We start from the raw sequence: 26,275 nt of genomic DNA, 5'->3' as shown, positions 1-26,275 counted from the left end.
CTCTCCTCGGATCCGGAGTGAGTCGGTGACGTCAGTGCGCGTGGGCGCGCGGGGGGCGGTTGCGGAACAGCAGGCGTTGCACTCCGGCCAGCGCCAGGTCCAGGGCGATGGCCAGCACGGCGACCAGCACCGCCCCGCCCAGCACCTGCACCAGATCGCGCTGGGCGAGCCCGTCGAAGACGTAGCGGCCGAGCCCGCCGAAGCTGACGTACGCGGCGATGGTGGCGGTGGCGACGACCTGGACGCAGGCCAGCCGCAGCCCGGTCATGATCAGCGGGAGCGCGAGGGGCAGTTCGACCTGGAACAGCACCTGGTACCAGCGCATCCCCTGGCCCCGCGCCGCGTCCCCGACCTCCGGGTCGACAGCGGCCATGCCCGCGTACGTATTGGTGACGATCACCGGGACCGCGAGGGCGACCAGCGAGATGTACACCGGCCACATGCTCAGCCCGCTGGCCAGGAAGACCAGGGTGACCAGGCCGACGGTGGGCAGCGCCCGCCCGAAGCCGGAGAGGTTGATGGCGAGGAACGCGCCGCGTCCGGTGTGCCCGATGAGCAGCCCGACCGGAAGGGCGATGGCGGCGGCGACCAGGGTGGCCAGCAGGGAGTACTGGAGGTGTTCCAGGAGGCGGGTCGCGATGCCGTCGGTCCCGGACCACTGGGAGCCGCTGGTCAGCCAGCGGAGGAGGTCCTTGAGCAGTTCGATCATGTCAGGCACGCCTCCTCAGCCACGGGGTGCACAGCCACTGGATGGTGACCAGCACGGCGTCCGCGACCAGCGCGAGCAGCAGGGACAGGAGGACCCCGGCCACGACGGGGGTGGGGTAGTTGCGCTGGAAACCGTCGGTGAACAGCTGGCCGAGACCGCCGTACCCGATGTAGCTGGCCACGCTGACCAGGGATATCGCCATCACCGTGGCGACCCGTACGCCCGCCATGATCACCGGGAAGGCGAGCGGCAGCTCGACGGTGAGCAGGGTGCGCAGCGGACGGGCGCCCATCGCGGTGGACGCCTCGCGGACCTTGGTGGGGACGCTGTCGAGCCCCTCGACGGTGTTCCGGAGCAGCACGACCAGCGTGTAGATGGTCAGGCCGGTGATGGCGGTGGTGCGGGTGAGGCCGGTGACCGGCAGCAGCAGGACGAAGATTGCGATGGACGGGATCGTGAACAGGATGTTCGAGAGCCCGAGGAGGAGTCCGCGCAGGGCCCGCACCCGGTGGGCGATCACGGCCAGCGGCAGCGCGATCAGCAGACCGAAGAGGACGGCGGGGACGGCGGTGGAGAGGTGGTCGAGGGTGAGCGTGACCAGGTCGCTTTGGTGATCGGGGAACCAGCCCCAGTCGACGGTCATGCGGTCACGCTCGGGTCGGAGGCCGGGGTGTCGTCGGAGCCCGCCTCGCCACGGCTCTCGGCGGCTTCGGGGGCTCCGGCGGTCTCGAAGGCCCCGGCGGCTTCCGTGGCGTCCTTGAGGGCGGCCGCGCGGCCCGCCTCCGCGTGGCGGCGCCCCGCGAACTCATGTATCCGCTCGCGCCCGGTGACCCCGGTCAGGACGCCGTCGGCGTCCACGCGGGCCACCAGACCGGCGGGGGACGCCAGCGACTCGTCCAGGGCGGTGAGCAGCGAATCGCCGTCCCGCAGTGCCCGCACCGGCAGCAGCGGCGCCCGGTCGCCCTCCGGCCCCTCGGTGTCGCGCCAGCCCAGCGGCTCACCGCGCTCGGAGGTGACCAGCCGCCAGCGGTCCCCATCGGCGGGGACGGGCTCCTGCGGCAGGTCCCCGAGGGTGGACAGGGAGAGCAGTTTCAGCCCGCGCTCGGCGCCCAGGAAGCCCGCCACGAAGTCGTCGGCGGGGCTCGCCAGCAGCTCGGCGGGGGGTGCGCACTGGACGAGATGGCCGCCGGTGCGGAAGATCGCGATGCGGTCGCCGAGCCGTACCGCCTCGTCGATGTCGTGGGTGACGAAGACGACCGTCTTGCGCAGCTCGCTCTGCAGCCGCAGCAGCTCGTTCTGGAGCTGGGTCCGTACGACCGGGTCGACCGCGCCGAACGGCTCGTCCATCAGCAGCACCGGCGGATCGGCGGCCAGTGCGCGGGCGACGCCGACGCGCTGCTGCTGACCGCCCGAGAGCTGGTGCGGATAGCGCTTGCCGGAGTCGCCCGGCAGCCCGACCAGCTCCAGCAGCTCGGCCGCGCGGGCCCGCGCCTTGCGGCGGCCCCAGCCCAGCAGCAGCGGGACGGTGGCGATGTTGTCGAGGATCGTACGGTGCGGGAAGAGCCCGGCCTGCTGGATCACATAGCCGATTCCGCGCCGCAACTCGGCAGCGTCCGCCGCCAGGACATCACGCCCGGCCACGCTCACCGTGCCGCTGCTCGGTTCGACCATGCGGTTGACCATGCGGAGGGTGGTGGTCTTGCCGCAGCCCGAGGAGCCGACAAGAACCGTGATGCCCCCTTCCGGGAGTTCGAGGCTGAGCCGGTCCACGGCTGTGGTGCCGTTCGGGTAGTGCTTACTGACGTCCTTGAAGCTGATCATCCGCTTCCCCTTGCCCTGTCTGCATATAGTCATGCACAGTCATAGTCGAGTGAATAGAAGTCAAGAGGTCTGCGTTAATCACCGGTTACTTCTGCTCGCGATGTGGACGAAGTGCCTGGCGGCTGGCCCGGAAATGGGCGTTATGAGAGGGGTTGCCCTGGATGTTGTCTCACATGCTGGATGCTGATGCCGCGGCGGCCGAGGGCACAGGCGGCACAGCTCAGCGGATCACACTGGACGGCCGGAGCCTACGCGTCGTCGATATCGCCCGCCTGGCCGACCGCATCAGCCGGCCCGCGGCCCCCGACCCGACCGCGCTCGCCCTGGCCGAGCGCGCCTGGGAGACCGCGGACCGGCTGGCCGCCACCGGCCGCGTCTACGGCCGGAGCACCGGCGTGGGCGCCAACCGTACCGAGGACGTCGGCCCGGCCGACTCCGACCACGGGCTGCGGCTGCTGCGCAGCCACGCGGGCGCGATCGGCGCACCGCTGCCCGCGCGCGAGGTGCGCGCCATGATGACCGTCCGCGCCAATCAGCTACTGGCGGGCGGCGCCGGGCTGCGCCCCGCCGTCGTCACCGCACTCGTCGAGGGGCTCGACAGCGGCGCCCACCCGGTGATCAACGAATACGGCGCGGTCGGCACCGGGGACCTCGCCGCGCTCGCCCAGACCGGTCTCGCCCTCGTCGGCGAGCACCCCTGGGACCTCACCGAGGCCGCCCCGGGCCGTCGCGCCCCCGACCCCATCGTGCTCGACAGCAACGACGCCCTCGCGCTCATCAGCAGCAACGCCCTCACCCTCGGCCAGTCCGCGCTCGCCCTCGCCGAGCTGCAGCGGCTGCTGTCCGCCTCGCTCTCGGTGGCCGCGCTCTCGCTGATCGCGGTCGGCGGATCGTACGAGGCATACGCCGAACCCGTGCACGCCGCCCGGCCGCACCCCGGCTCCGTCGAGGCCGCCGCCCGGATGCGCGCCCTGCTCGGCGCCCCGGCTCGGCCCACCCCACCGCTGGGGCGCATACAGGACCCGTACGGCTTCCGCTGTCTGCCGCAGATCCACGGACCGGCGCTGGACGCGGCGGAGGCGCTGGAGCGGGTGCTGACCGTCGACTTCAACGCGGCCACCGAGAACCCGCTGATCAGCTCCGCCGATGAGGCCGCCTACCACCACGGCAACTTCTACGCCGCGCACGCCGCCCTCGCCCTGGACGCCTTCCGGCTCGCCGCGCTGCAGACCGCCCGGCTCTCCACGGCCCGGCTCGCCGCGCTCAGCGAACCCGACTTCACCCGGCTGCGCCCCTTCCTCGGCGACGCCGCGCCCGCCAGCTCGGGCGTGATGATCCTCGAATACGCGGCGGGGGCGGCCCTCGGTGAGATGCGCGCGGTCTCCCACCCCGCCTCGCTGGGGCATGCCGTGCTCTCCCGCGGTGTCGAGGAACAGGCCAGCTTCGCCTCGCTCGGCGCCCGCCAGACGCTCCGCGTCGCCGACCACTACCGGCTGGTGCTGGGCTGCGAACTGGTCGCGGCCGTAAGGGCGTTGCGCCAGCGCGGTCTGGAACCGGACCCGGAGCTCCCGGCCGGTGTCGCCTTCGCCATGGCGTCGGAAGTGCTCGATCCCCGCATGGAGGACCGCCCGTTGACGGAGGATGTGGCGGTGGCCGCGCGCCTGCTCGACCGGCTGGCGGGGGTATGAGGGACGAGGGTACGAGGGTCAGGAGGACGCGATGAGTACGGACAATGGGGTGAGCGACGGGGTGAGCGGTGCTCGGACGGCGCCGGCGGGCGAGGATGTCGCGGTGGCGCCGCCGGGGGTGTCGGTGGGCGCGGGCGGCTCGGCCGGTGCGGGCGGCTCGTTCGCTACCACGGGTTCGGTCGCCTCGGCCGCCTCCGGTGCCTCGACCGCCGCTCGGCTGCAGGCGCTCTTCGAGGGCCACCGGCTGACCCCGACCCAGCGGCGGATCGCCCACAGCATGGTGCGGCGGGCCGCGGACGCGCCGTTCCTCTCCAGCGTCGAGCTGGCCGAACTCGCGGGCGTCAGCCAGCCGTCCGTGACCCGCTTCGCGGTCGCCCTCGGCTTCGACGGCTATCCGGCGCTGCGCAAGCATCTGCGCGATGTCGCCCCCGCCGAGCCGGAGGCGGACGAGGGGTCGTACAACGAGTACCAGCAGGCCGTGCACTCCGAGATCGACAATCTGCGCCATCTCGCCGCGCTGCTGGCCGACCCCGCCCCCGTCGTCCGCGCCGGCCGGCTGCTCGCCGACTCCCGCCCGCTGCTGGTCCTGGGCCTGCGCGCCGCCTCCGCGCAGGCGCGCGGCTTCACCTACTTCGCGCGCAAGGTCCATCCGGACGTGCGGCTGCTCGACGAGGGCGGCACGATGCTCGCCGACCGCGTCGACGCGGCGAAGCGCGCGGGCGCGACGGCGCTGCTGTGCTTCGCGCTGCCGCGGCATCCGCGGGAGGTCGTGGAGGGTCTGGAGTACGCGCAGGAGGCGGGCCTGACCGTGGTCGCCGTCGCCGACAGCGCCTTCGCCCCGATCGCCCGCCACAGCGATCTGCTGCTGCCCGCGGCGGTCGGTACGGGCCTGGCCTTCGACACCGCGTGTGCGCCGATGCTGCTGGGGCGGGTGCTGCTGGAGGCGATGTGCGACGCGCTGCCGGAGGCTCAGGCGCGGCTGGAGGAGTTCGACGCGAAGGCGGCCGAGCGGGGACTGTTCGTGGAGTGAGCCGCGGCTCAAGGCCCTCGGGGCGCTCAGGATTTCCGGGCCGCTCTGTGTTCCGACCCCGTCCCTCTCACCCAATTCTCAGGCATCCTGGCTAGATTCCTCGATTCGACAGGGATGTCATCAGGGATTCGTCAGGATGAGGAGGTCGGTCGTGGGGCGCGGGGCGTATGCGCTGGCACGGGTGGCGGTGGTCGTGAGGGCCCCCGCGGGGTGGCTGTGGTGGCCCGGTGTGCTGGCCGCGGGGATCGGAGCGCTGGTGCCGGGGCTGACCGGGCGCCGGATCGGAGTGCTCGCCGGGGCGGCGCTCTTCCTGATCGCGGCGGTCGTGGTGTTCACGGTGCGCAGGAAGCGGTATCTGGAGTTGGCGCGCGGTGCCTCGCGCGCGAGCAAGTCGGTCTTCCTCCAGGACCGCGCGGTGACCGTAAGGACGCGCCGACGCGCCCTGCGGTGGTGGCTGCTGCTGGCCTTCCTCGCCGCGATGGGCTCGTCCTTCGCCGTTCCGGCGGCGGGCGGGATGCTGATGACGGGGCTCGGCGCCGGGCTGTGGGCCAAGGCGCTGTGGCTGGGCCGCTGGGAGCGCGCGAACGAGGTGCTGCTGTGGGTCCGCACCGAGCGGGTCTCCGGCGGGCGCCCCGCGGGCAAGGCGGTGGACGCCTACCAGACGACGGGCATCGTGGCCGGGGACGCGGGGCCGGGCGGCGCCCGGCGCTCCTCGCGGACCGTGGCGGCGGCCACGCGCTGAGGGGCCCCGCGGGGCTTTCGAGGGGCGCGCCCGCCCTGGCCGGCACGGGGGAAAGCCCCGCCCATGGCTGAGGGGCCAGCGCTTGGGCGGGGCCGGCTCAGGGGGCCGGCTGCTCTGTTGGGCACGGCGCCGCGCTCGTTGCCGCCGGGCCGCGCGGGCCGGCAGCGGCCTCGGCTCCGGAGCACGGGTGCTGCCACCGGGCTTCGCTCCCACCGGCCCTCTCGATGTGCAGCGCGCATCGCAGCGCATCGCGGCGCGCCTGGGCGCGGGGCGCTACCGCAGGCGGCTGAGCCCCAGCGCATGCGCCGCACCGCTCTCGGCCACGATCTCGTCCACCGTCTGCGGCTCCCGCACCGTCGCGAAGCGCACCTCGTCGCCGGTGTCGCCGGTGGCGTCGAAGCCGTAGATCCCGGGGCGGGGCAGGCTGTTGTACGCGAAGTGGTTGGAGAAGTAGTACGCGCCCGTGTCCAGCAGGCCGACCAAGTCGCCCGCCACCAGCTCCGGCAGGGGGCGGTCGCGGGCGACCAGGTCGCCCGCGAAACAGCAGGGACCGGCGATGTCCTGGGGCACCTGGCCGTCGGAGGAGCCCCCGGTCTTGGGGCGGCCCTCCGCGTCGTAGGCCGTGACGCGCAGGGGCCAGGCCTCGGGGGCGAAGACCGTACGGGTGGCGAGCTGGGCGCCCGCGTGGGTGACCGCGATCGGGCGGCCGCCCGCGGACTTGGCGTACTCGACCCGCGCCAGCACCAGGCCGGACTTGGCCAGGAGGGACCGTCCGAACTCGGTGACCAGCTTGTACCGCCCGTCGAAGAGCCCCGGCACGGTGGCCCGCAGGAGCTGTGCGTACTCCCGGTAGCTGGGGGTGATCTCGTCGGAGGCGAAGTTCACCGGGAGGCCGCCGCCGATGTCGAGGGCGTCGATCTGCTGGCGGCCGACCGCCCCGTTGATCTCTTCGGCCAGTTCGTAGGCCACCCGTATGCCCGCCGCCATCAGCTCCAGGGGACAGCCCTGGGAACCGACGTGGGCGTGCAGCCGGGTCAGCCAGGGGCGCTCGGCGAAGGCGCGGACGACCCACTCGCGCGCCCCCGGGTCCTGGAGGGCGACGCCGAACTTGGAGGTCGCGGTGGCCGTGCTCATCGCGTCGATGCTGCCGCCGCCCACCTGCGGGTTGATCCGCAGGCCCAGGGGCGCGGGCGGGGCCGCGCTGTCCCCCACCAGCGCGCCGAGCCGGTCCAGCTCCTGTGGGTTGTCGGCGTTGACGGCGATGCCCAGGTCGAGGGCCTCGCTCAGCTCCGCGGGGGTCTTGGCGGGGGAGTCCAGGACGATCCGGTCGGGCGTCACCCCCGCCGCGCGGGCCAGCGCCAGCTCGCCGGGGCTGGCCACCTCGCAGCCCAGGCCCTCGTCGGCCAGCAGCCGCAGGACCGGGACGAGCGCGGCGGCCTTGACCGCGAAGGCGTGCAGGACGGGGGTGCCGGGCGTGACGACGTCCTCGAAGGCCGCGCGCAGTTCGGCGGCGGCGGCGCGGATCCCGGCCACGTCCAGCAACCCGACGACGGGCCGATCCGGGCCCAGCAGCCCCTGCTCCACGGCGGCCCGAACGGCCCGTTCGCGCCGGGCGGCCATCGCCACCGGTTTCGAAGTCATGACCTCAGCCAACCATCCGGGGACGGCTGCGGACCAACTGCCCCGGGGCCGCTCCCTGGGCTGCTCCGGGGGTCGTGCCCGGCGTCGGCCGCGAGCCCCGACAGCAGCGGAAGGGCCTGTTCGGCGGGGCTGCCCGGGGCGGCGTGGTAGACCACCAGGAGCTGGCCCTCGGTGCCGGTGACGGCCAGCTTCTCGTAGCTCAGCTCGATCGGGCCGATCTGCGGGTGCCGGAAGGTGGACGTGCCGGCGCCGGCCTTGGGCCTCACGTCATGGCGGGCCCACAGCCGCCGGAACCGCTCGCTCCTGACCGACAGCTCACCCACCAGCTCGGCGAGGGGCGGATCGTCGACATCGGGGCCGACGAGCGCGCGCAGACCGGCCACGACACCGGCGGTGGTGGCGTCGCTGCCGTGTGCCTCGCGGATCTCCGGGTCGAGGAAGAGGGCGCGGACGACGTTCACCCCGGGCCTGCAGAGCGGGGAGAGCGCGATGGCCAGCGGATTGGCGAAGAGGATGTCCATATAGCGGCCCTGGACGAAGGCGGGGTTCCGCGTCCAGGACAGCACGAGCTGCTGGATCCCGGCGGGCACCCGCTCCGGCCGCCGCGGACGGCGGCGGGGCGCGGGGCGGGCCAGCCGGTGCAGATGGGCGGTGGCGTCGTCGTCGAGCCGCAGCACGCGGGCCAGGGCGTCGAGCACCTGCTCGGAGGGGTGGCGGTCGCGGCCCTGCTCCAGCCTCAGGTAGTAGTCGCTGCTGATGCCCGCGAGGAGCGCGAGCTCCTCGCGGCGCAGCCCGGGCACCCGGCGCCGGCCCACGGCGGGCAGCCCGACGTCCTCGGGCCGCACCAGCTCCCGGCGCGCCCGCAGATACTCGCCCAGCCGATTCGCGCTCTCCGCCATACCTCCACGCTAGGCGCCCGGCGTGATCTGAGCCTGTCCCTGTGACTCCCAGGATGCGGCCGCGGAACGGGGTGGTCGGGTGGCGGGCGACGGAGGGGGGGCGGGCTTGCCCCGTCCGCGGGGGCGTCCCGCCCGTCTGTCGGCCGGGGCGCGGGAGCGGCCTGGGTGATCGTGGGGGCGCTGGCGCGGTCCGAGCCTGTCCCTGTGACTCCCAGGATGCGTGGGGTCTGGCTGGGGGCGGTGGGCGGAGCGACGCTGGGGGTATGGACCAGAACGAAACACGCGTCACGACACCTTTTGGCGCCCGTTCCACCGCCGCCGAGGTGATCGACGGCGTCGACCTCTCGGGCCGGCGCGCGGTGGTCACCGGGGCCGCCTCCGGCATCGGCATCGAGACCGCGCGGGCGCTGGCCGGGGCGGGGGCCGAGGTGACCCTCGCGGTGCGGAACATCGAGGCCGGGGCCCGGGTCGCCGAGGACATCACCGCCACCACCGGCAACAAGCGGCTGCATGTGGCACCGCTGGACCTGGTCGACCGGGTCTCGGTCGCCGCGTTCGCGGACGTCTGGGACGGGCCGCTGGACATCCTGGTGAACAACGCGGGCGTCATGGCCCTGCCCGAGGGACGTACGCCCGAGGGCTGGGACCGGCAGTTCACCGTCAACCACCTCGGCCACTTCGCGCTGGCGCGCGGCCTGCACGGCGCCCTCGCGGCCGCCGGGGGCGCGCGGATCGTCTCGGTCAGCTCCGCCGCGCATCTGCGCTCACCGGTCGTCTTCGACGACCTCCACTTCGACTACCGGCCGTACGAACCGATGCAGGCGTACGGGCAGTCCAAGACCGCGAACGTGCTCTTCGCGGTCGGCGCCCACGCGCGCTGGGCGGGCGACGGCATCACGGCCAACGCCCTCAGCCCCGGGGGCATCCGGACCAATCTGCAGCGCCACGTCGGCACCCTCACGGCCCCGGCGATGGCGTGGAAGACCCCGGAGCAGGGGGCGGCCACGTCGGTGCTGCTGGCCGCCTCGCCGCTGCTGGAGGGCGTCGGCGGGCGTTACTTCGCGGACTGCGCCGAGGCCGTGCCGGTGAGCCGCCGCCCCGATGACGTCATCGCCATGATGGCGGGGGTCGCCCCGTACGCCCTCGACCCGGAGGGCGCCGACCGCCTCTGGGCGACGTCGGAGCGGCTGCTGGCCTCGGACTGACCGCGCTCGGCCACTCGCACCAGCCCCGCCCCGAGGGCTCCGCCCCCAGCCCCGCTCCGAGGGCTCCCCCCCGCCCCGCTCCGAGGGCTCCACCCCCAGCACCCCGTCCAGGTCTACAGCTCCACCAGCACCGCCCCGAGGTGACGGCCCGCCACCAACTCGCACAGCGCGCGCGGCGCTTGGCCGATCCCCGTCAGCCGGGTGTACGGATACGTGAGGGCGCCCTCCCGCAGCGCCCGGCCGAACTCGCGCAGGTACGCGGGCATGGCGTCCTGGTGGTCCATCGCGCTGATGCCGCGCAGCGTGACGCCCCGGGCGATGAGGGCCAGGGTGCTGATCCCGGTCGGGGCCGACGCGTCGTCGGAGAGCTGCGCGGACAGCGCGCCGACCAGGGCGAAACGGGCGTTGCGGCGGGCCAGGGCCAGGGCGGCCCGGAGCTGTTCGCCGCCGACGGTGTCGAGGAGGACGTCGATGCCGTCGGGGGCGGCCGCGCGGAGCTGCTCCTCGATCGGGCCCGCGCCCCGGAGGACGACCGCGTCGTAGCCCAGCTCCCCCGTCAGCCGGTCGGCCTTGTGGCGGGAGCCGGTGGAGCCGATGACCCGTTCGGCGCCGTGCAGCCGGGCGAACTGCCCGGCCAGGGAGCCCACGCCGCCCGCCGCGCCGGTGACGAACACCGTGTCGCCGCGCCGCACCCCGGCCCCGCGCACCACCCCCAGCCAGGCGGCGAACCCCTGCGACAGATGGGCGGCGGGATCCGGCAGTGCCTCGGGGTCGATGGGCGACGCCCGCGCGGCGTCGAGCACCGCGTATTCGCGCCAGCCCGCACGGTGGTGGACAAGGGTCCCGGGGGCGAGTTCCGTACCCGGCGCGCGGAGAACCTCGCCGAGGGCCGGGCCCCGCATCACCTCGCCGGTCTTGTGCAGTAGCTGGGGAAGGCCGAAGGTGTCGGGGTCGGCGAGGGCGAGCGGGCGCATCACGGCGGCGACACTCATCAGCCGGTTGCGCACCAGCACCTGTCCGGGGCCGGGGACGGGGACGGGAGCGGTGACGACCTCGAAGTGACCGGGGGTGAGCGCCCCTTCGGGCAGGGCCGCCAGACGGACCTCGCGGTGGGTGGCGGGAAGGGACACGCGGGGCTCCTCGGCGGGCGGAGCGGACACCTCCCGGTGACGCTACCCCGGGGGGCCGGACCGTGCCGTTCGCGTGCCCCGCGAGCCCGCGCCGCTGAACCACCCGGGTGTATGCGCAGCTCCGCGGTATTGACTAGTCATATTCATCGGCATCAAGATGTGAATAACTCGATCCAATCGATGGCAGGGAGGCTTGGCCCCATGACAGGACCGCGACCCGTACGGGCGCCGCGTGGTGCAGAGCTCAGCGCTCGGGGGTGGCAGCAGGAAGCCGCCCTGCGGATGCTGCAGAACAACCTCGATCCGGAGGTCGCCGAGCACCCCGACAAGCTCGTCGTCTACGGCGGCACCGGTAAGGCGGCCCGCGACTGGCGCTCCTTCGACGCCATGGTCCGCACCCTGCGCACGCTCAAGCAGGACGAGACGATGCTGGTCCAGTCGGGCCGCCCGGTCGGCGTCATGCAGACGCACGAATGGGCGCCGCGGGTGCTGATCGCCAACTCCAACCTGGTCGGCGACTGGGCCAACTGGGAGGAGTTCCGCCGCCTGGAGGCGCTGGGCCTGACCATGTACGGCCAGATGACCGCGGGCTCCTGGATCTACATCGGCACCCAGGGCATCCTCCAGGGCACCTACGAGACCTTCGCGGCCGTGGCGGCCAAGAAGTTCAACGGGACCCTGGCGGGAACGATCACCCTCACCGCGGGCCTCGGCGGCATGGGCGGCGCCCAGCCGCTGGCGGTCACCATGAACGACGGCGTCGCGATCTGCATCGACTGCGACCCGCGCGCCATCGAGCGCCGTATCGAGCACCGCTACCTGGACGTCCGCGCCGACAGCCTGGACCACGCGCTGCAGCTGGCCACCGAGGCGCGCGACGCCCGGCGCCCCCTGTCGATCGGCGTGCTGGGCAACGCGGCCGAGCTGGTCCCGCAGCTCCTCGCGATGAACGCCCCGATCGACATCGTCACCGACCAGACCAGCGCCCACGACCCGCTGGCGTATCTGCCGATCGGCGTGGACTTCGACGAGATGGCGTCGTACGCCGCCGAGAAGCCCGCCGACTTCACCCAGCGGGCGCGCGAGGCGATGGCCCGGCACGTGGAGGCCATGGTCGGCTTCATGGACGCGGGTGCCGAGGTCTTCGACTACGGCAACTCGATCCGCGGCGAGGCCCAGCTCGCGGGCTACGACCGCGCCTTCGCCTTCCCCGGCTTCGTGCCCGCCTACATCCGGCCGCTCTTCTGCGAGGGCAAGGGCCCCTTCCGCTGGGCCGCCCTGTCCGGCGACGCGAGGGACATCGCGGCCACGGACAAGGCGATGCTGGAGCTCTTCCCGGAGAACGAGTCGCTGGCCCGCTGGATCAAGATGGCGGGGGAGCGGGTCCACTTCCAGGGGCTGCCCGCGCGTATCTGCTGGCTCGGCTACGGCGAGCGCGACAAGGCGGGCGAGCGCTTCAACGAGATGGTCGCCGACGGCACGCTCGCCGCACCACTGGCGATCGGCCGCGACCACCTCGACTGCGGCTCGGTGGCCTCCCCGTACCGCGAGACCGAGGCCATGCTGGACGGCTCGGACGCGATCGCCGACTGGCCGCTGCTCAACGCCATGGTCAACGTGGCCTCGGGCGCGTCGTGGGTCTCCATCCACCACGGCGGCGGCGTCGGCATGGGCCGCTCGATCCACGCGGGCCAGGTCACGGTCGCCGACGGCACGGCGCTGGCGGGCGAGAAGATCCGCCGGGTGCTGACGAACGACCCCGGCATGGGCGTGATCCGGCACGTGGACGCGGGCTACGACCGCGCGGACGAGGTGGCGCAGGAGCGGAACGTGAGGATCCCGATGAGGGAAGCGCAGTGAGTGTTGTGGGCAATCGTTCCGCGGAGGGGGTACCTCCCAGCGGTAGCTGGGGGAGGGACGGGTGGGCGCAACCCACCCACCGGCCCGCACCCGCACACGAAACGGAGGCTGAGACGGGCGTGGGCGCACCCAACACGGCCGGCGCGTCGTTCCACGAGATGTGGCGCGACCTAGCCCCCATCGGCCGCAACACGACAACAAACGGCTACCGCCGCTACGCCTGGACGGAAGCCGACGCGGACTGCCGAGCCTGGTTCAAGGCACAAACGGAAACCCGCGGCCTCACCTACGAGGTGGATCGCAACGGCAACCAATGGGCCTGGCTCGGCGACCCCACCGCCGGAAACGCCGTGGTCACCGGCTCCCACCTCGACTCCGTCCCCGACGGCGGCGCCTTCGACGGCCCGCTGGGCGTCGTCTCCTCCTTCGCCGCCCTCGACGAGCTGCGAGCACGGGGGGCGCACCCCACCAAGCCGCTCGCCATCGTCAACTTCGGCGACGAGGAGGGCGCCCGCTTCGGCCTGGCCTGCGTGGGCTCCCGGCTGACCGCCGGTCAGCTCACCACGGACCAGGCGCACCGGCTGCGCGACGCGGACGGGCTGAGCCTCCCCCAGGCGATGGAGCGCGCCGGATACGATCCGGACGCCATCGGCCCCGACCCGGAGCGGCTGGCCCGCATCGGCGCGTTCGTCGAACTGCACATCGAGCAGGGGCGTGCCCTGGCGGCGCGGTCCGACAGCGGCTCCGCCGCGGGGAACGCCCCCGTGGGCGTCGCGTCCGCGATCTGGCCGCACGGCCGCTGGCGGTTCGACTTCCACGGTGAGGCCAACCACGCCGGGACGACCCGGATCGAGGACCGCCGCGATCCGATGCTCACCTACGCCAACACCGTCCTCGCGGCCCGTAAGAAGGCCAGGATCGCCGGGGCGCTGGCGACGTTCGGCAAGGTCAGCGTCGAGCCGAACGGGGTCAACGCGATCGCGAGCCTGGTCCGCGGCTGGCTGGACTCGCGTGCCGCCGACGAGGAGACCCTGGCCGCCGTGGTGGGCGAGATCGAGCGCGCCGCGCAGGAGCGCGGGGAGCGCGACGGGGTGGACGTCCGGGTCACCCGGGAGTCGTTCACCCCGGTCGTCGAGTTCGCCCACGACCTTCGGGACCGGCTGTCCGGGCTGCTGGGCGGCGTTCCGGTACTGCCGACCGGAGCCGGGCACGACGCCGGCATTTTGTCCGCGTCCGTTCCTACGGCCATGCTGTTTGTAAGGAACCCCACCGGCGTCTCGCATTCACCCGCGGAGACGGCGGGCGAGGACGATTGCCTCGCCGGTGTGGCCGCGCTCGCGGAGGTACTGGAGGGCCTGGCGTGTCACTGACGGCGCAGACGTACTGGGCGGAGCACGCCTGGGTGAACGGAAGCGTGCGGTCGGACGTGGTGATCGTGGCCGCGGCCAACGGACGGATCGCGGCGGTGGTGCCCGGCAGCCCACGGCCGCCCGCCGGATCCGTCACGCTCCGTGGTCTGACCATCCCCGGTCTGGCCAACGCCCACAGCCACGCCTTCCACCGGGCCCTGCGCGGTGTCGTACAGGCGGAGAGCGAGGCGGGGACCGAGGCGGACCGGCAGCGCGAGGGGCAGGGGAAGGGCGCGCCGGACTCGTTCTGGACCTGGCGCGAGGTGATGTACGGGGTCGCCGACCGGCTGACCCCGGACAGCTACTTCGAGCTGGCCCGCGCCGTCTACGCCGAGATGGCGATGGCCGGGATCACCTGTGTGGGGGAGTTCCACTACCTCCACCACGCGCCCGGCGGCGCCCGCTACGGCAACCCCAACGCGATGGGGAGGCCCTGATCGCGGCCGCGGCCGAGGCCGGTATCCGGATCACCCTGCTCGACACCTGCTATCTCTCCTCCGGCTTCGGGGCCCAGCCCAACGAGCACCAGCTGCGCTTCTCCGACGGCACGGCGGACGCCTGGGCCGAGCGGGTCTCCGGGCTGAAGAGCGACGGCAACACCCGCATCGGCGCGGCGATCCACTCGGTGCGGGCGGTCCCCGCCGATCAGCTCGCGACCGTGGCCGGGTGGGCCCAGGAGCGCACGGCGCCCCTGCACGTCCATCTCTCCGAGCAGACCGCCGAGAACGACGCCTGTGTGGAGGCGCACGGCTTCACCCCGACCCGGCTGCTCGCCGACCACGGTGTGCTGGGCCCGGAGACGACCGCCGTGCACGCCACCCATCTCACCCCCGGCGACATCCGGCTGCTGGGCCACGCCGCCACGGGTGTCTGCATGTGCCCGACGACCGAGCGTGACCTCGCCGACGGGATCGGCCCGGCCGCCGAGCTGCAGAGCGCGGGCTCACCGCTCTCGCTGGGCAGCGACAGCCACGCCGTGATCGACATCCTGGAGGAGGCCCGCGCCATGGAGCTGGACGAGCGGCTGCGCACCCGCGCCCGGGGCCACTGGACCGCGGCCCAGCTGCTGCGGGCCGCCACCGTGGACGGTCACGCGGCGCTCGGCTGGGGCGCGGAGGCCGGCCGGATCGAGGTGGGCGCGCTCGCCGACCTCACCACGGTCGCGCTGGACTCGGTGCGCACGGCGGGGTCGCCGCCCCGGCTGGGCGCCGAGACCGCCGTATTCGCGGCGACCAACGCGGACGTCCGGCACACCGTGGTCGGCGGCCGCCATGTCGTACGGGACGGCACCCATCAGCTCGTCCCGCGCGTCCCGCAAGCGCTGGCCGAATCCATCGAAGCCCTGCACGGACGGTGATCCGGCCGCCACCGCTACGGCCGACGAAGGAGAACACCCCCACGATGACCACCGCGACGACTGCGCCGACCACGACCGCCATCACCGACATCGCCGGTCTGGTCACCAATGACCCCTCCCTCGGTGAAGGCCCCCTCGGCCTGATCCGGGACGCGGCCGTCGTCATCGACGGCGACCGCATCGCCTGGGTCGGTGAGTCCAGCAAAGCACCCGCCACCGACAACCGGGTCGACGCCGGTGGCCGGGCGGCCATTCCGGGCTTTGTGGACTCCCACTCCCATCTGGTCTTCGCGGGCGACCGGACCGAGGAGTTCAACGCCCGGATGTCCGGCCGCCCGTACAGCGCGGGCGGGATCCGCACGACCGTCGCCGCCACCCGGGCCGCGTCGAACAACGTGCTGCACGCCAACGTCGGCCGCTATGTGGCCGAGGCGCGCCGCCAGGGCACCACGACCGTCGAGATCAAGTCCGGCTACGGGCTGACCTCGCAGGACGAGGCCCGCGCGCTGACCATCGCCGGTGCCCACACCGACGAGGTGACCTTCCTCGGGGCGCATATCGTCGCCCCCGAGTTCGCCGACGACCCGGCCGGGTACGTGGATCTGGTGACCGGCCCGATGCTGGACGCCTGCGCCCCGTACGCCCGCTGGATCGACGTCTTCTGCGAGCAGGGCGCCTTCGACGGCGACCAGGCCCGCACCATCCTGACCGCGGGCAAGGAGCGCGGGCTGATCCCGCGGGTCCACGCCAACCAGCTCTCCCACGGCCCCGGGGTGCAGCTCGCGGTGGAGCTGGGCGCCGCCTCAGCCGACCACTGCACGCATCTGACCGACGGGGACGTGGACGCGCTGGCCCAGGGGGAGACGGTCGCCACGCTGCTCCCCGGGGCGGAGTTCTCCACCCGCTCGACCTATCCGGACGCGCGCCGGCTGCTCGACGCGGGCGCCACGGTCGCGCTGTCCCCGGACTGCAATCCGGGCTCGTCCTTCACCAGCTCCATGCCGTTCTGTGTCGCTCTGGCCGTACGGGAGATGGGGATGACTCCCGACGAGGCGGTGTGGGCCGCCACGGCCGGTGGGGCGCGGGCCCTGCGCCGTACCGACGTGGGCCGGGTGAGCCCGGGCGCCCGCGCCGATCTGGCGCTGCTGGACGCCCCGTCCCATGTGCACCTCGCCTACCGCCCCGGTGTCCCGCTGGTCTCGGCGGTGTGGCACAACGGCACCCTGATCTGACGCGTGACGTGATGTGAGCTGACGGAACGGCAGCGCGCACGGATAAGGGCCCGTCCCGGTCGGCCGGGGGCGGGCCCTTACCCGTCTGCGGAGGCGTCACTCCTCGATCATCAGACCCTTACGGAGCCGACGGAGGGTGCGCGACAGCAGCCGCGAGACATGCATCTGGGAGATGCCCAGCTCCTCACCGATCTCCGACTGCGTCATATTGGCCACGAAGCGCAGGGAGAGGATCTTCCGGTCGCGCGCGGACAGATCGGCGATCAGGGGCTTCAGGGACTCGACGTACTCGATGCCTTCGAGTCCGTGGTCCTCGTAGCCGATCCGGTCCGCCAGCGCTCCCTCGGAGTCGTCCTCCTCCGGCTGGGCGTCCAGCGAGCTCGCGGTGTACGCGTTGCTCGCGGCCATGCCCTCGACGACCTCGGCCTGGCTGATGTCCAGCCGCTCGGCCAGCTCGCTGACGGTGGGGGCGCGGTCCAGCCGCTGGGCGAGTTCGTCGCCGGCCTTGGCCAGGTCGAGACGGAGCTCCTGCAGCCGCCGCGGTACGCGCACCGACCAGCTGGTGTCGCGGAAGAAGCGCTTGATCTCACCGACGATCGTCGGCATCGCGAAGGTCGGGAACTCGACGCCCCGGCCGGTCTCGAAGCGGTCGATGGCCTTGATCAGGCCGATGGTGCCGACCTGGACGATGTCCTCCATCGGCTCGCTGCGGGAGCGGAACCGGGAGGCGGCGAACTTGACCAGCGCCAAGTTGAGCTCGACCAGGGTGTTACGCACATAGGCGTATTCGTGGGTGCCTTCCTCCAGCACCTCGAGACGTTCGAAAAGGGTCTTCGACAGAGCCCTCGCGTCTACCGGTGCTACCGTGTCATAAGGAGGTATTTCCGGCAGATCGGACAATTCCGGCAGCTCATCGAAGAAGCCAACGGTCGCCTGGGCGTCCGCGTCGGGGGTGAACTGCTCGGGCAGGGGGGCCGACGAAACGGTGGTCCGAGTACTCCCCGAGGGTTCGGTACGCGTGTCGTCGAGGCGGGGTGACATAGTCTCCTCCATCGTTCTCGGCATATGGCTGCCGGTGCCATAACGTGCTGCTCCGGTGAGCGGCGCCTCCAAAGCCGGGCCGTAAGCGAATGTGACCCTCTACGCCTACCTGCATCAGCCACCAAGTGGCAAGTCCACGTTGTCCATATTTGCCGAACTATGCGAAATGTTCAGCTACCAGAGGACCGGGTAGAAGGCGTAGGGTTCAATGCGCGCAATCGAAAGCAACGAGACGCCAGAAGAGGTGCGCAGATGGACCGCGGGATGGTCGGCAGCGCCAGCAAAGGCCGGCTCCAGGTCGAGGTTCGGCACCACGGGGCGAGCGCGGTCGTGACACCGGCGGGTGAGTTGGATCACCACACCGCCGAAGTGCTGCGCGAGCCGCTCGAGAAGTGCGTAGAGGGGGGACGTGTCCGGCTGGTGGTGGACTGCTCGAAGCTGGAGTTCTGCGACTCCACCGGGCTCAATGTCCTTCTCGGTGCACGACTCAAGGCCGAGGCCGAAGGCGGCGGCGTCCATCTGGCCGGGATGCTGCCGATCGTTGCCCGAGTGTTCGAGATCACGGGCGCGGACGCCGTCTTTACGGTGCATGAGTCGCTCGACGCAGCGCTTGTCGAGTGACATAGATCACTCCTGTTCCCGGCGTGTCATCGATGGGTCATCGACGCGTTGCCCGCGTCACATCAGTGGGGCGGAAGTAGTGGGTGTTCTCACGCTTTGGCCGGGCAGGAGACAGGCTGAAACTGTTGAAGAGATCAGGTATCCCTTGACCCTGAATCGGTGAATCGGTGAGGTGAAGCGCTGATGAGCACCACCCGGCCGTACCCGCCGGGCGACCGCGGCCCGGACCCGGACGGCCCCGCGGCTTCGGCCTCCCCACCGGCCCCCCCGACCGCCGGTCCCATCCGCCAGACCCGCAGGCTCGCTCTGATCGGGGCCAGCGGGGCCGTTCCGCGCGCCCGCGACTTCACGCGCGAGGCGCTGCGCGACTGGGGGTGGCTTCCGGCCGCGACCGCCGACCACCGGGCCGCCGCCGAGGACGTCCTGCTCGTCGTCTCCGAACTGGTCACCAACGCCTGTCTGCATGCCGAGGGCCCCGAGGAGCTGCGCGTCAGCTGTAACGCCAAAGTGCTCCGCCTCGAGGTCGTGGACCTCGGCACCGGTACGCCCGCGCCGCGCACCCCGCACCGCGCCGGCCGGCCCGGCGGCCACGGCATGTTCATCGTCCAGCGGCTGTGCCTCGACTGGGGGGTCGTGCGGAACGTGGAGGGATCCGGCAAGACGGTCTGGGCCGAGCTCGCCGCGCCGGGCTGAAGAGCGCGGCTCCGGCCCCACCACGATGCCACCGTCCACCCGCAGGCCCGGCTGATCCGCCGCGCCGACCCGGCCGTGCCCACCACGACCGGGGTCTCCTCCGGCATGTCCGGCCCCGGGCCCGTCTGATCGTCGCCGTATTTCCGGCCGCGGGCCCGCCTGATTCTCGTCGCATCTCCGGCCCCGGGCCCGTCTGATCCCGCCGCCGCGGCGGCCACTTCACCCCTCTTCTCCGCTTCGCGCCGATCCGGCGTGCTTTTTGTCTTCCCTTGGCAAGGTCCCCGGCGTACCGTCAGCGCCCAATCTGATGTGCCGTCAGTTACATTCGGCTGCGGCGCTTGACGAGAGGGGATCTCGTGGTGTCCCACAACCAACGGCGCCCGGCCGGCCGTGGCGGCGCCCTCACGCTCGCGGCGGCCCTGGCCGGCTCCGTGGTGCTCCTCACCGCCCCGGCCGCGCACGCCGACACCGTGGACGTCGACTACCAGTGCAAGACGCCGATCGGCGACAAGAGCGCCGTATCGCCCATCGACATCAAGAGCGTCGCGAGCGGCGGCTCCTACAAGCTCACGATGTCCTTCGAGAAGGGCGTCTCCTCCAGCCCCGTCGAGCTCGGCAAGGGCGCCATGCACCCCAGCGCGCTCATCAAGCTGGGCGGAGCGGAGAGCGGCACGGTCTCGGTGTCGGGGCCCGCCAACGACAAGGCCATCCCGGCGAACACCCCCATCAAGATCAGTGACCTGTCGGGCACCTATACGCCCAAGAAGAGCGGGAAGGTCACCTTCACCGCCTCGACCCTCACCATCAAGGCGCTGGGAACGACCACGACCTGCACCCCCGGCAACAACCCCAAGCCCTCGCTGACGCTGGACGTCAAGGGCGCGGGCGGCGGCGGGGACTCCGGCTCCACCGGCGGTACGGGCAGCACGGGCGGTACGAGTACGGGCGGCACGGGCGGATCCGGCGGTGCGCAGGGCGGCTCCGGCAACGACCAGCTACCCCAGACCGGACCAGCGGACTCCGCCGTCGCGCTCGGCACCCTCGGCGGCACGGTGCTGCTCGCCGGAGTGGCCGGGGCGCTCTGGCTGACCCGCCGTCAGCGCACGCCCTGACGCTCGCGGCATCCGAGGAGCCGCCGATGCCGTCGCGTATCCGTGCAATGAGCCGTGCAGTGAGCCGAGCGGTCCGCCGTGCGGCCGGGCATGCCGTCATGCGTCCAGCCGCCCGCCTTTATGCCCCGGCCCTTTTGGCCGCGTTCCTGGTGACCCCGGCGACCCCGGCGCCCGGGGCCTCCCCGGCTGCCGCCGCCGGACCCGACTGGTCGGCGGCTCCCGCCGCCGGGGGCGGCAGCGCACCGGGCGCGGGCGACCGGCCGTACATCTACCTCGAAGGCGGGCCCGGCGCCGTCCTGGAGGACAAGCTGTCGGTCACCAACAAGGGCGAGCGCCCCCGCACCGTCCGGCTGCGCGGCACCGACGGCGCCCGTATCGCGCTCGCCGAACAGCGGGTGACGGTGCCGCCCCGCACCCGTGCCGACATCCCCTTCACCCTCACCGTCCCCTCCGACGCGGTGCCCGGCGAACGCCCCGGCGCGGTCATGGTCTCCTCCGGCGGCCGCGAGATCGCGGTCCGGCTGCGGCTGCGGATCAGCGGCGCGACGCTGTCCGCCCTCGCCGTGGAGGACGTGACGATCCAGGGCCGCGGCGACCGGGCGGCCATCCGCTACGCCCTCGTCAACCGCGGCAACACCGTGCTCACCCCGCGGCTGGCCGTACGGGCCGACGGGCTCTTCGGCCAGGTGCTGCGCCGGGGCCCGCGCACCCTGCCGGTCGAGCTGCCGCCGGGCAAGCGGGTGCGGCTCACCGAGAGCTGGCCGCACCCGCCCGCCCTCGACTCGGTGGACGTGCGGCTCACGGTCACCGCGGACGGGGGCGCGCACGCCACGGCGACCGCCGGATACACGGCCGCCCCCTGGTGGCTGCTCGCCCCCGCGGCGGCCGCCCTGGTGGGCGCGGGCGTCGGCGGAGGCGTCCGGCTGCGGCGAAGACGACGGCGCCGACGCCACACCCCGGGACCGCAGCCGCAACCGCAGAGCACAGGGGCAGGAGCCACCACGTGAACCGATGCCGATGCGCAGGCACCCCGGCCCGGCCCTCCGCCGTGGTCACCGTGCTCGCCCTGGTCCTCCTCACCCTCGGCGCGCCCCTTACCGGCGGCGCCGAGGCGGCTGAGGGCCCGACCGCGAAGGTCTCCCAAACCGAGGCGGGCACGGGCGGCACGGTCACCGTGACCGGCGCCCGATGGCGGCCGCGTGCCCTGCTCACCCTGCTCATCTGCGGACAGAACATGATCGGCGGCACCAACTCCTGCGCCAACGGCGACGGCAGGGCGGTCACCGTCGGCACGGACGGCACCTTCACCAAGAAGCTGCCGGTCGCCGAGCCGCCCAAGCCCTGTCCCTGTGTCATCCATATAGCGACCGCCACCGGTGAAGCCGCCGCCGCGGACGTGGCGTTCAAGGTCGCCGGGCATCCGGTCGCGCCGCTGCCGAAGGAGCGGAGCGGAGGCGAGCGGCTGAGCGTGCTCTCGGCCCGGCTCGACGGCTCCAGCGGGCTGCTGACCTGGTTCGGCGCACCGCCGAGCCGACGGCTCGTCGTCACCGTCGGCAATCTCGGCTCGACCCCGGCCCGCGATCCGGTCTTCGAAGTGGGCACCTCGCATGGCGTCTTCGCCCCCTCCTGGGAGGAGCAGCGATGGCGGGGGACGATCCAGCCGGGGAAGAAGGCGCAGGTCAAGCTGAACGTCGAACTGTCGGCCGGGGCCCATGGCGACTATCTGGTCTCGCTGCGCTACGGATCCAAGCTGCTCGTCGAACAGCCGTGGGCGGTGGGACGGCCCTGGGGCGTCACGCTCTTCTGGGTCCTGCTGTGCGTGGTGGTCGCGGCGACGGTCTTCCGGATCGGCATGGCCGTCGTGGACAAGGTACGGCCCCGTACGTCCCGGGCCGCGCCGCCGCCCGCATCCCCGCCCCCCTCCACCGGACCGGCCGGGCCGAACGGCGCGCATCCGGCGCTGCCCTGGTTCACCCCCGACACGGCGCCGGAGGCACCGCCGCACCACCAGATTTCCGCACCGTCCGAGGAGATCCGATCGACTCCGAAAGGAACCACCTGAGATGCGACGAAGAGTGAGTGCGGCCACCGTCGCGCTGCTGCTCGGCGGTGCGGGCGTGCTGCTCGGCGCGGGCAGCGCGGCGGGCGCCGAGGTCTCGTACAAGACCGAGTGTCTACCGCCTCCGATCTCCGGTATGCCGCCGGTGGAGGGCACCACGACCGTGGCCGTCACGGCACCGGCGACGGCCAAGGTCGGGGAGGAGGTCGAGGTGGTGTGGAAGACGGTGCAGGCCGCCTCCAAGAACCCGCCGATCCTCGACCTGGAGGCCAACACCATCCTGCCGACCGGCACCATCACGGTGGGCGGCGCACAGACCGGTGACCTGTCCCTGGAGGGGCCGCGGGAGAACCCGGCGATCCCCAAGGGCGGTGAGATGAAGCTCTCCGACATGAAGGGGACGCTGAAGCTCACGAAGGCGGGCGAGGTGACGCTGACGCCCGGCGGCTACAACATCAACGTCAGCAAGCCGCTGCCCACGGACACCAAGTGCTCGGCGAAGGAGGCCGTCAAGGCCGCCGCGACCATCAAGGTGACGGACGGCGGCAGCGGTCCGGGCGGCACGACCAGCGGCACGACGAGCGGGACGACCAGCGGCACGACGAGTGGCACCACGAGCGGCACGACGAGTGGCACCACCAGTGGAACCACGAGCGGCACCACCAGTGGCACGACCAGCGGGACCACCGGTGGCGGGGGCGGCGGAGACGATTCGTACACCGGTAAGGAGGTTGAGGTCGCCTACGCCTGCAAGACCCCCATCGGCGACAAGAACGCGACCTCCCCGGTCCAGATCAACGCCACCAAGAGCGGCGGGAGCTTCGCGCTGACCGTGAAGTTCGGCAAGTCCGTGATGGACAGCCCGGCCGATATCCCCGCCGATTCGGTCAAGCCGTCGATGGCCGTCAAGGTCGGCGGTGCCGACAAGGGCACCGTCGCCGTGGCGGGGCCGACCAACAAGGAGCCCATCAAGTCCGGCGATCCGATCGAGATCCCCGACCTCACCGGCACCTACAAGCCGGGCGCGAGCGGCAAGTCGACGCTCACCCCCGGGGTGCTGACGGTCAAGGCGCTCGGTACGACCACCACGTGCACCCCGTCCAAGGACCCCGGCGTCTCGCTCGAACTGGACACCACCGGCCAGCCCGGCGGCACCACCGGCGGTGACACGACCGGCGGTGGCACGAGCGGGGGCAGCGGCTCCGGGGGCGGCACCTCCGGCGGCAGCGGCACCTCGGGCAGCGGCGGTTCGGCCACCAGCGGCGGGCTCGCCGACACCGGTGCGAACGACCACGGCGGGCTGAAGGCGCTCGCCCTGATCGCCGGCACCACCGTTCTGCTCGGCGGCGCCATCTTCACCCTCACCCCGTGGCGCAAGCTGCGCGGCACCACCCGCTGAACCGCGTAGCCACACCGAACGGCGAAGGGCCCGGCGCGGTCTTCCCGCGCCGGGCCCCTCGTATGCTACGCAGTACCGCGTACCGCTGCGGACGTCAGTGGACGTCGGCCATCAGGGCCACGACCTTCTTCCGGTACATGAAGACCGCGAAGCCCGCGAGCGCCGCCATGGCCGCCTCCAGCGTGATCACCCCGACCCCGCTCAGGTCGACCCCGGCGATGGACAGCAGTCCCGTGATGCAGTCGCCCGCGGTCACGGCCAGGAACCACACGCCCATCATCTGGCTGGCGTACTTCGCCGGCGCCATCTTGGTGGTCACCGACAGGCCGACCGGCGACAGGCACAGCTCGCCCATCGTCTGGACCATGTAGATCGACACCAGCCACAGCGGGCTGACCTTGGTCCCGTCCTGGGCCATCCCCATCGGCACGACGAAGACGAAGAACGAGGCGCCGATCAGGACCAGGGCCATCGCGAACTTCAGCGTGGTGTTCGGCTCCCGGTCACGCCGCGCCAGCCACAGCCACAGCCAGGCGAAGACCGGGGCCAGCGCCATGATCATCAGCGGGTTGACCGACTGGAACCACGAGGACGGGAAGTGCAGCCCGAAGATCGTGTCCGCGGTCTTGGCCTCGGCGAAGGCGGACAGCGTCGAGCCGCCCTGGTCGTAGATCATCCAGAACACCGCGGCGGCCACGAAGAACCAGATGTAGCCGCTCACCTTGGTCTGCTCGACCGTCGAGAGCTCCCGGTCGCGCTTGATCCGGATGAGCACCCCGGTCGGGATGATCAGGCCCAGGATGGTGATCGGGATCAGCACCCAGTTGAGGGTCCAGCTGCCGCTGAGCACCACGCCGGTGTAGAAGACCGCGGCGACGATCAGCCAGATCATCGCCTTGCGCAGCCAGGAGCGGCGCTCCTCGGTCGCCAGCGGGGTGGGGACGACGTTGCTCTCCGGGCTCAGATGGCGGGTGCCGATCAGGAACTGGACCAGGCCCAGCGCCATGCCCAGCGCGGCGAGCGCGAAGCCCAGGTGCCAGTTGTACGACTGGCCGACGGTGCCGATCACCAACGGAGCGGCGAAGGCACCGAGGTTGATGCCGATGTAGAAGAGGGTGAAGCCGCCGTCCCGGCGCGGGTCCTGCGGGCCGTCGTAGAGCTGGCCCACCATCGTCGAGATGTTGGCCTTGATCAGACCGGAGCCGAGCGCCACCAGGGCGAGTCCGGCGAAGAAGGTCGCCTGGCCGGGGACGGAGAGCGCCAGATGTCCGGCCATGACGATCCCGGACGCGATGACCACCGTCTTGCGCGGGCCCCAGACCCGGTCGCCGAACCAGCCGCCCGGCATGGCCAGCAGATAGACCATGGCCAGGTAGACCGAGTAGATGGCCACCGCGTTGCCCTCGGTCAGCCCGAGCCCGCCGCCCTGCCCGCCGTCCTTGGCGTCGGGGCCGCCGGAGATCAGATAGACCACGAGGAGGGCCCGCATGCCGTAGAAGCTGAACCGCTCCCACATCTCGATCATGAAGAGAGTGGCCAGGCCGCGGGGGTGGCCGAAGAAGGTTTTGCCGCCGGCAGGGGTCCCCTGCGCGGTGGCGCCCTTCGTCAGGCTGGACGCCATGGTGGTTTCCTTGCGTGCTCAGAGAGCGCTGCCGAGCGGGCCAGCGCCCATGGGGGGATGGCTGAGCGACTGAGCGCCGGACGTGGTCCGGGCCGGTCGTGCCGACCCCTTCCCCGCTCCGGACATGACAGAGACCTTTGGGTGCGTCGTCGTCACCAAAGGCCCCGGAGAAGTGCTACAGACGTTGTTTCACCATACGACACGTACTTGACACTCTTGGAGACCGTGAGAGATAGCTCACGGCGGAGGCGTGCAACCGTCCGTGCACCGTCCGTCGCGCCGTACGCGCCCCGTGCCCCGACCTCAGCGGACTACCATCACCCCCATGACCCGAGTACTGCTCGCCGAGGATGACGCATCCATCTCGGAGCCGCTCGCCCGCGCCCTGCGCCGCGAGGGGTACGAGGTCGAGGTGCGCGAGGACGGACCCACCGCGCTCGACGCCGGTCTGCAAGGAGGCGTCGACCTGCTCGTCCTCGACCTCGGCCTGCCCGGGATGGACGGGCTCGAGGTCTGCCGTCGGCTCCGTACGGAGGGCCACGGCTTTCCGGTGCTGGTGCTCACGGCCCGCGCGGACGAGGTGGACACGGTGGTCGGCCTGGACGCCGGCGCCGACGACTACGTCACCAAGCCGTTCCGGCTCGCCGAACTGCTCGCCCGGGTCCGGGCGCTGCTGCGGCGCGGTGCCGTCGAGACACAGCAACAGCAGCCGGCCACCCACGGGGTGCGGATCGACGTCGAGTCGCACCGCGCCTGGATGGGCGACGAGGAGCTGCAGCTGACCGCCAAGGAGTTCGACCTGCTGCGCGTCCTGGTGCGGGACGCCGGGCGGGTCGTCACCCGCGATCAGCTGATGCGCGAGGTGTGGGACACCACCTGGTGGTCCTCCACCAAGACCCTCGACATGCACATCTCCTGGCTGCGCAAGAAGCTCGGTGACGATGCGGCCAATCCCCGCTATATCGCCACCGTTCGTGGTGTCGGCTTCCGATTCGAGAAAAGCTGA

General features: G+C 72.4%; 22 protein-coding genes and 1 pseudogene. 15 read left to right on the top strand and 8 right to left on the bottom strand.

Going from position 1 to position 26,275, the window contains the following annotated elements; translation table 11 throughout:
• Positions 1 to 31 precede the first annotated feature (31 nt).
• From BLV72_RS13085 to BLV72_RS13075, 3 genes are read right to left on the bottom strand one after another with little or no spacing between them, the layout of a single operon-like run.
• Positions 32 to 709 (bottom strand): ABC transporter permease, encoded by a 678-nt coding sequence (locus tag BLV72_RS13085; RefSeq protein WP_093462378.1) that lies wholly within the window; start codon positions 707 to 709, stop codon positions 32 to 34.
• A gap of 1 nt (position 710) precedes the next feature.
• Entirely contained in the window at positions 711 to 1,352 is a 642-nt protein-coding gene (locus BLV72_RS13080; protein WP_093462376.1) for an ABC transporter permease, read from the bottom strand.
• The gene (locus tag BLV72_RS13075) at positions 1,349 to 2,530 is read right to left on the bottom strand and encodes an ABC transporter ATP-binding protein (protein ID WP_093462374.1); all 1,182 of its coding nucleotides are present in this window, start codon (positions 2,528 to 2,530) and stop codon (positions 1,349 to 1,351) included. Before BLV72_RS13075 ends, BLV72_RS13080 begins: the two co-directional genes overlap by 4 nt.
• 161 nt (positions 2,531 to 2,691) lie before the next feature.
• Here BLV72_RS13075 and BLV72_RS13070 point away from each other — a divergent pair, with 161 nt between their 5' ends.
• The 3 genes from BLV72_RS13070 to BLV72_RS13060 all read left to right on the top strand — a co-directional run bounded on the left by BLV72_RS13070 (position 2,692) and on the right by BLV72_RS13060 (position 5,990).
• Positions 2,692 to 4,218 (top strand): aromatic amino acid ammonia-lyase, encoded by a 1,527-nt coding sequence (locus BLV72_RS13070; RefSeq protein ID WP_093462372.1) that lies wholly within the window; start codon positions 2,692 to 2,694, stop codon positions 4,216 to 4,218.
• Positions 4,219 to 4,249: 31 nt separating this feature from the next.
• Positions 4,250 to 5,248, top strand: coding sequence for a MurR/RpiR family transcriptional regulator (locus tag BLV72_RS13065; protein ID WP_208905623.1), 999 nt, complete (start codon positions 4,250 to 4,252; stop codon positions 5,246 to 5,248).
• 151 nt (positions 5,249 to 5,399) lie between these two features.
• Positions 5,400 to 5,990 carry a hypothetical protein gene (locus BLV72_RS13060; RefSeq protein WP_244320745.1) on the top strand — a complete coding sequence of 197 codons (591 nt, stop codon included), beginning with the start codon at positions 5,400 to 5,402 and terminating at the stop codon, positions 5,988 to 5,990.
• Between the two features lie 273 nt (positions 5,991 to 6,263).
• Here the strand turns inward: BLV72_RS13060 and BLV72_RS13055 are convergent, their stop codons facing one another.
• Together BLV72_RS13055 and BLV72_RS13050 are read right to left on the bottom strand one after the other, a co-directional pair.
• A complete protein-coding gene (locus BLV72_RS13055) occupies positions 6,264 to 7,631 on the bottom strand; it encodes a type III PLP-dependent enzyme domain-containing protein (RefSeq protein WP_093462369.1) in 1,368 nt (455 codons plus the stop codon).
• The gene (locus BLV72_RS13050; RefSeq protein WP_093462367.1) at positions 7,628 to 8,530 is read right to left on the bottom strand and encodes a helix-turn-helix transcriptional regulator; all 903 of its coding nucleotides are present in this window, start codon (positions 8,528 to 8,530) and stop codon (positions 7,628 to 7,630) included. The genes BLV72_RS13055 and BLV72_RS13050 overlap by 4 nt, the downstream gene beginning before the upstream one ends.
• Positions 8,531 to 8,793: 263 nt before the next feature.
• Between BLV72_RS13050 and BLV72_RS13045 the strand changes: the two genes are divergently transcribed.
• Complete coding sequence (locus BLV72_RS13045) at positions 8,794 to 9,735, top strand: SDR family NAD(P)-dependent oxidoreductase (protein WP_093462365.1); 942 nt, start codon at positions 8,794 to 8,796, stop codon at positions 9,733 to 9,735.
• A gap of 113 nt (positions 9,736 to 9,848) precedes the next feature.
• On the opposite strand, the gene BLV72_RS13040 is transcribed toward BLV72_RS13045, so the two are convergent.
• On the bottom strand, positions 9,849 to 10,865 hold the full coding sequence (locus BLV72_RS13040) for an MDR family NADP-dependent oxidoreductase (protein ID WP_093462364.1): 1,017 nt from the start codon (positions 10,863 to 10,865) through the stop codon (positions 9,849 to 9,851).
• Between the two features lie 201 nt (positions 10,866 to 11,066).
• Here BLV72_RS13040 and hutU point away from each other — a divergent pair, with 201 nt between their 5' ends.
• From hutU to hutI, 4 genes and pseudogenes are all read left to right on the top strand, one after another.
• A complete protein-coding gene (gene hutU, locus BLV72_RS13035) occupies positions 11,067 to 12,725 on the top strand; it encodes a urocanate hydratase (RefSeq protein ID WP_093462362.1) in 1,659 nt (552 codons plus the stop codon).
• A 158-nt stretch (positions 12,726 to 12,883) separates the two neighbouring features.
• On the top strand, positions 12,884 to 14,095 hold the full coding sequence (locus BLV72_RS13030) for an allantoate amidohydrolase (protein ID WP_093470320.1): 1,212 nt from the start codon (positions 12,884 to 12,886) through the stop codon (positions 14,093 to 14,095).
• Positions 14,092 to 15,491, top strand: a pseudogene (locus BLV72_RS13025) (formimidoylglutamate deiminase). Before BLV72_RS13030 ends, BLV72_RS13025 begins: the two are co-directional and overlap by 4 nt.
• A gap of 44 nt (positions 15,492 to 15,535) precedes the next feature.
• Positions 15,536 to 16,723, top strand: a complete 1,188-nt coding sequence (gene hutI / locus BLV72_RS13020; RefSeq protein WP_093462361.1) for an imidazolonepropionase — start codon at positions 15,536 to 15,538, stop codon at positions 16,721 to 16,723.
• 96 nt (positions 16,724 to 16,819) lie between these two features.
• Here the strand turns inward: hutI and BLV72_RS13015 are convergent, their stop codons facing one another.
• Complete coding sequence (locus tag BLV72_RS13015) at positions 16,820 to 17,764, bottom strand: RNA polymerase sigma factor SigF (RefSeq protein WP_059145144.1); 945 nt, start codon at positions 17,762 to 17,764, stop codon at positions 16,820 to 16,822.
• Between the two features lie 252 nt (positions 17,765 to 18,016).
• Between BLV72_RS13015 and BLV72_RS13010 the strand changes: the two genes are divergently transcribed.
• The 6 genes from BLV72_RS13010 (at position 18,017) to BLV72_RS12985 (ending at position 23,648) form a co-directional block, all read left to right on the top strand.
• Entirely contained in the window at positions 18,017 to 18,385 is a 369-nt protein-coding gene (locus tag BLV72_RS13010; RefSeq protein WP_069873351.1) for an STAS domain-containing protein, read from the top strand.
• A 183-nt stretch (positions 18,386 to 18,568) separates the two neighbouring features.
• Positions 18,569 to 19,078, top strand: coding sequence for an ATP-binding protein (locus tag BLV72_RS13005; protein WP_093462359.1), 510 nt, complete (start codon positions 18,569 to 18,571; stop codon positions 19,076 to 19,078).
• Between the two features lie 356 nt (positions 19,079 to 19,434).
• A complete protein-coding gene (locus BLV72_RS13000) occupies positions 19,435 to 20,190 on the top strand; it encodes an LPXTG cell wall anchor domain-containing protein (protein WP_093462358.1) in 756 nt (251 codons plus the stop codon).
• Between the two features lie 26 nt (positions 20,191 to 20,216).
• Complete coding sequence (locus BLV72_RS12995) at positions 20,217 to 21,197, top strand: COG1470 family protein (protein WP_093462356.1); 981 nt, start codon at positions 20,217 to 20,219, stop codon at positions 21,195 to 21,197.
• On the top strand, positions 21,194 to 22,252 hold the full coding sequence (locus tag BLV72_RS12990; RefSeq protein ID WP_093462355.1) for a hypothetical protein: 1,059 nt from the start codon (positions 21,194 to 21,196) through the stop codon (positions 22,250 to 22,252). Before BLV72_RS12995 ends, BLV72_RS12990 begins: the two co-directional genes overlap by 4 nt.
• Before the next feature lies 1 nt (position 22,253).
• Entirely contained in the window at positions 22,254 to 23,648 is a 1,395-nt protein-coding gene (locus BLV72_RS12985) for a hypothetical protein (protein ID WP_093462353.1), read from the top strand.
• Positions 23,649 to 23,742: 94 nt separating this feature from the next.
• Here BLV72_RS12985 and BLV72_RS12980 read toward each other — a convergent pair whose 3' ends face one another.
• On the bottom strand, positions 23,743 to 25,269 hold the full coding sequence (locus tag BLV72_RS12980) for a peptide MFS transporter (RefSeq protein ID WP_093462352.1): 1,527 nt from the start codon (positions 25,267 to 25,269) through the stop codon (positions 23,743 to 23,745).
• Positions 25,270 to 25,594: 325 nt separating this feature from the next.
• Between BLV72_RS12980 and BLV72_RS12975 the strand changes: the two genes are divergently transcribed.
• Positions 25,595 to 26,275 (top strand): response regulator transcription factor, encoded by a 681-nt coding sequence (locus tag BLV72_RS12975; protein ID WP_014061218.1) that lies wholly within the window; start codon positions 25,595 to 25,597, stop codon positions 26,273 to 26,275.

The organism is Streptomyces melanosporofaciens (assembly GCF_900105695.1).
GTDB lineage: Bacteria > Actinomycetota > Actinomycetes > Streptomycetales > Streptomycetaceae > Streptomyces > Streptomyces antimycoticus.
This window is presented reverse-complemented; position numbering and strand designations above follow the sequence as displayed.